This window comes from Coleofasciculus sp. FACHB-712, assembly GCF_014695635.1.
Classification (GTDB): domain Bacteria; phylum Cyanobacteriota; class Cyanobacteriia; order Cyanobacteriales; family FACHB-T130; genus FACHB-T130.
This window is the reverse complement of the sequence record NZ_JACJOQ010000248.1, coordinates 1-4,068: the sequence shown is the minus strand read 5'-3', so window position 1 is coordinate 4,068 and position 4,068 is coordinate 1. Positions and strand designations below refer to the sequence as shown.

Annotated in this window: 3 protein-coding genes; 1 reads left to right on the top strand and 2 read right to left on the bottom strand. The window is 50.9% G+C overall.

Features of this window, described 5'->3' with window-relative positions:
• Positions 1-60: 60 nt before the first annotated feature.
• Positions 61-2,724: an ATP-dependent chaperone ClpB gene (gene clpB, locus H6F50_RS07170; RefSeq protein ID WP_190427932.1), complete on the bottom strand. Its 2,664-nt coding sequence runs from the start codon at positions 2,722-2,724 to the stop codon at positions 61-63.
• Positions 2,725-2,911: 187 nt separating this feature from the next.
• Positions 2,912-3,244 carry a 30S ribosomal protein S6 gene (gene rpsF / locus H6F50_RS07165; protein WP_190410636.1) on the bottom strand — a complete coding sequence of 111 codons (333 nt, stop codon included), beginning with the start codon at positions 3,242-3,244 and terminating at the stop codon, positions 2,912-2,914.
• 237 nt (positions 3,245-3,481) lie between these two features.
• Between rpsF and H6F50_RS07160 the strand changes: the two genes are divergently transcribed.
• Positions 3,482-4,068: fumarylacetoacetate hydrolase family protein (locus H6F50_RS07160; RefSeq protein ID WP_190427930.1), on the top strand; the 587-nt coding region annotated here is incomplete at its 3' end.

Below are 4,068 nucleotides of genomic sequence, written 5' to 3'. Positions count from 1 at the left end.
TTGTATTGCTTTCAGACTAACAGTAGAGACGTTTAGAGGCAACGTCTCTACTGATGATTGTTAAATGATTTGAGCTTCAAGGAGGCTGAGGGACTGTTTTTTGCTGAAAGTCAGCGTATTGTCCACACAATCAACCAAGATGGTGTCGCCACTCACGAAGGTATTTTCTAGCAGCGCTGTAGCAAGGGTATTTTGCAATTCACGCTGAATGGCGCGTTTCAGAGGACGGGCACCATAGATCGGATCGTAGCCAACTTCCGCCAAGTGGTCTTGGGCAGATGCCGAGAGTTCGATGGTGATTTTTTGATCGGCTAGCAGCTTCTCAATCTGTTTGATTTGAATACTAACAATCTGGCGCAGTTCCGAACGTTCCAGCCGGTGGAAGAGAATAATGTCGTCCACGCGATTGAGGAATTCGGGGCGGAAATGCGATCGCAAAGCATCCGTTACTTTCTTCTGCATCAATTCGTACTGGTCCTCGTTCCCCCCCAGATCGAGAATATGCTCGCTGCCGATGTTGCTTGTCATCACAATCACCGTATTCCGGAAATCTACCGTCCTGCCTTGGGAATCGGTAATTCTTCCATCATCCAGCACTTGCAGCAAGATGTTGAACACATCGCGGTGGGCTTTTTCCACTTCATCCAGCAGCACGACCGAGTAGGGGCGACGGCGAATTGCCTCAGACAGTTGACCGCCTTCTTCGTAACCGACGTACCCTGGAGGGGCACCTACGAGGCGAGAGACAGCGTGTTTTTCCATGTACTCGGACATATCAATCCGTACCAGGGCCTCCTCGCTGTCAAACAGGAACTGAGCTAAGGCACGGGCTAGCTCGGTTTTGCCCACCCCTGTTGGCCCCATGAACAGGAAAGAACCGATCGGACGACTGGGATCTTTCATCCCCGCACGGGTGCGACGGATGGCAGCGGAAACGGCGGCAACGGCTTCTTGCTGACCGATCACCCGTTCGTGGAGATGAGATTCAAGCTGGAGTAGCTTTTGCCGTTCCGACTCTAGCAGGCGGTTGACTGGGATACCCGTCCATTTAGCGACAATTTCGGCAATGTCGTCTTCGCGTACCTCTTCCCGCAGCAAGGCAGCACCGCGAGATTGCAGTTCCAACAGTTGGGCTTCTTTGGCTTCCCGGTCGCGTCCTAAAACCTCCAACCGTCCATACTTCAGCTGAGCAGCTTTGTTAAGGTCGTAGGCGCGTTCTGCCTGCTCTATTTGCACCCGGAGTTTATCTTCTTCCTCCTTCACTGCGTTAATGTCTTCTAAGAGCTGTTTTTCTGATTGCCACTGGGAACTGAGTTGAACTTGTTTTTCGCTCAGGGAGGCAATCTCTTGTTCAATACGCTCTAAACGCTCTTGAGAGGATCGAAAGGCACCCACAACGGTTGTTAAACCCGTCCGTTGACCTTCTCCTTGCAGGGAGAGCTTTTCCATCTCTAGCTGCATCACCCGTCGGTCAATTGCCTCTAGTTCTACCGGCTTGGACGTAATCTCCATTTTCAACTTGGCAGCAGCTTCATCGACCAAGTCAATTGCTTTATCTGGCAAAAACCGCTCGGTGATGTAGCGATCGCTCAAGCTGGCGGCGGCAACTAAGGCAGAATCGGTAATCTTCACGCCGTGGTGGACTTCGTAACGTTCTTTCAGCCCCCGCAGAATCGAAACCGTGTCTTCTACGCTGGGCTGATTAACATAGACTTGTTGAAACCGGCGTTCGAGTGCCGCATCTTTTTCAATGTGCTTGCGGTACTCGTCTAGGGTCGTCGCCCCAATGCAACGCAGTTCTCCCCGCGCCAGCATCGGTTTGAGCAAGTTACTCGCATCCATTGCCCCTTGAGTGGCACCCGCACCAACCACCGTGTGCATCTCATCAATAAAGAGGACAATCTGACCGACTGAATCGATGACTTCTTTTAGCACCGATCTGAGGCGGTCTTCAAATTCTCCCCGATATTTGGCTCCCGCAATCAGACTCCCCATATCCAGGGCAATTAGGCGGCGGTTCTTCAAAGATTCAGGTACATCGCCGTTGATGATGCGCTGGGCTAACCCTTCTGCGATCGCTGTCTTACCTACTCCTGGTTCCCCAATCAAAACGGGGTTGTTCTTACTCCGGCGAGATAGCACCTGCACCACGCGGCGAATTTCCTCATCTCGCCCAATTACGGGGTCTAACTTACCGGATTTGGCTGTTTCTGTCAGATCGCGCCCGTACTTTTCCAAGGCTTCATAGCGAGCCTCTGGATTTTGGTCTTTTACTTTCTGCGTACCCCGAACCTCTTTGATCGTTGCTTCTAGCTTTTGCCGATCGAAGTTGAAGCTTTTGAGCAACCGGCGTCCGATGCGGTCATCTTCGACGAAGCCGACTAATAGATGTTCTACCGAGATGAATTCGTCCTGCAAGGTAGTTCGTGAGGCTTCAGCTCGGTCTAACATGACATCTAAGCCCCTCCCCAGGTACAACTGGTCAACGACAGCGACTTTGGGCTGGCGTTGGGTGAAGGCTTCGAGTTGCGACTTTAACGCCTGGATGTCCACATTGACTCGACTCAAAATCCGATTTGTCAGCCCTTCTTCTTCTTCCAGAAGCGCGATCGTTAAATGCTCTACCTCTAGCTGCTGATTTTTGAATCGACGCGCCACATCTTGAGATTTGATGATGGCTTCCCAGGCTTTCTCAGTAAACTTGGCAGGGTCAGTAGGCTGCATTTTATAAAACGAATCTCAGTCGAATACCGTGTCTCACACGTCAGTATAACAATCTGGAGTCAATGGCTCATTGCTAGATTGCGAATAAAAAAAAATTCCCTCCCTGGTGTGAGGGAAGGAATGGAGGGTGGGACGAAAGTCCACCTTTCGACTCAATAAGGGCGGAGAGACTCCACCCCAATCGCACTTAACTGACTGCTTCTGCCTCAACTGGCTCTGGCTTCGGTTCGCGCACTTCCTGCTTGATGGTGAGGTAGCGGATGACTTCTTCCGACAGACGCATTGCCCGTTCCATCGGCGCTATCTGGCTGCCATTGCATTGGTAATTCATCTGGACATAAATGCCTTCCCGATGCTTGCCGATATCTTGAGCTAGACGCCGCCGACCCCGATGCTGGATTTCGATGTCGTGTGCCCCATTGTCGCTCAAAATACCTTGATACTTGGCGATCGCCAAGTTTACTTGTTCCTCGGTCAAATCGGGACGGAGGATGTACATAGTTTCGTAAACGATCTGCATTGCTGTTAATCTCCTTATGGACAAGACGGCTTCTTCTAGCACTGGGACTAGGAAGTTTGGGATTGGGAATGGAAGTCGCACCTTGAAAATCTCAACTCGCTAGCCTATAGCGTCTAAAGATGAAGAAGCAAGGAATTAAAATCTTACTACCAGTCCATCAATTGTACAAAGTTACCAGGGTAAATTCACCTCAACGTCCAGACCACACATCAGCATAATCAAATAGCAGTCAACATTATGGCGCAGCGCTACGTCCGAGTCCGAACCGCAAAAGGACAGACTTACTACGGTTTATTGCAACTAAGCCGAGGCGTTCAGGTGCTTGATGCGCCTCCCTGGTTACACGGGCAACCTACGGATTTGCAGTTAGAACCCGATACTTATCAAATTCTGGCTCCTTGTGCCCCGTCTAAAATTATCGCGGTGGGCAAAAATTATGCCAGCCACGCCGCTGAAATGGGGACGGATGTGCCAAAAGAACCGTTACTATTTCTCAAGCCGCCAACGTCTGTAACCGCAGCGGGGACAGAAATTCACTACCCCCCGCAGTCACAGCGAGTGGACTACGAGGGCGAATTAGCTTTAATCATTGGCGATCGCGTTTATTGCTGTACGCCAGAAGAGGCACAAACTAAAATTTGGGGTTACACCATTGCCAATGATGTTACCGCCCGCGATCTGCAAAAGCAGGATCTTCAATGGACGCGGGCAAAAGGATTTGATACTTTTTGTCCTTTGGGACCGTGGATCGTCCGTGAGTTGAGTCCGGCTGCCCGCTTGCAAACTTTTCTCAATGACGATCCCCAGCCGGTGCAGTCAGCACT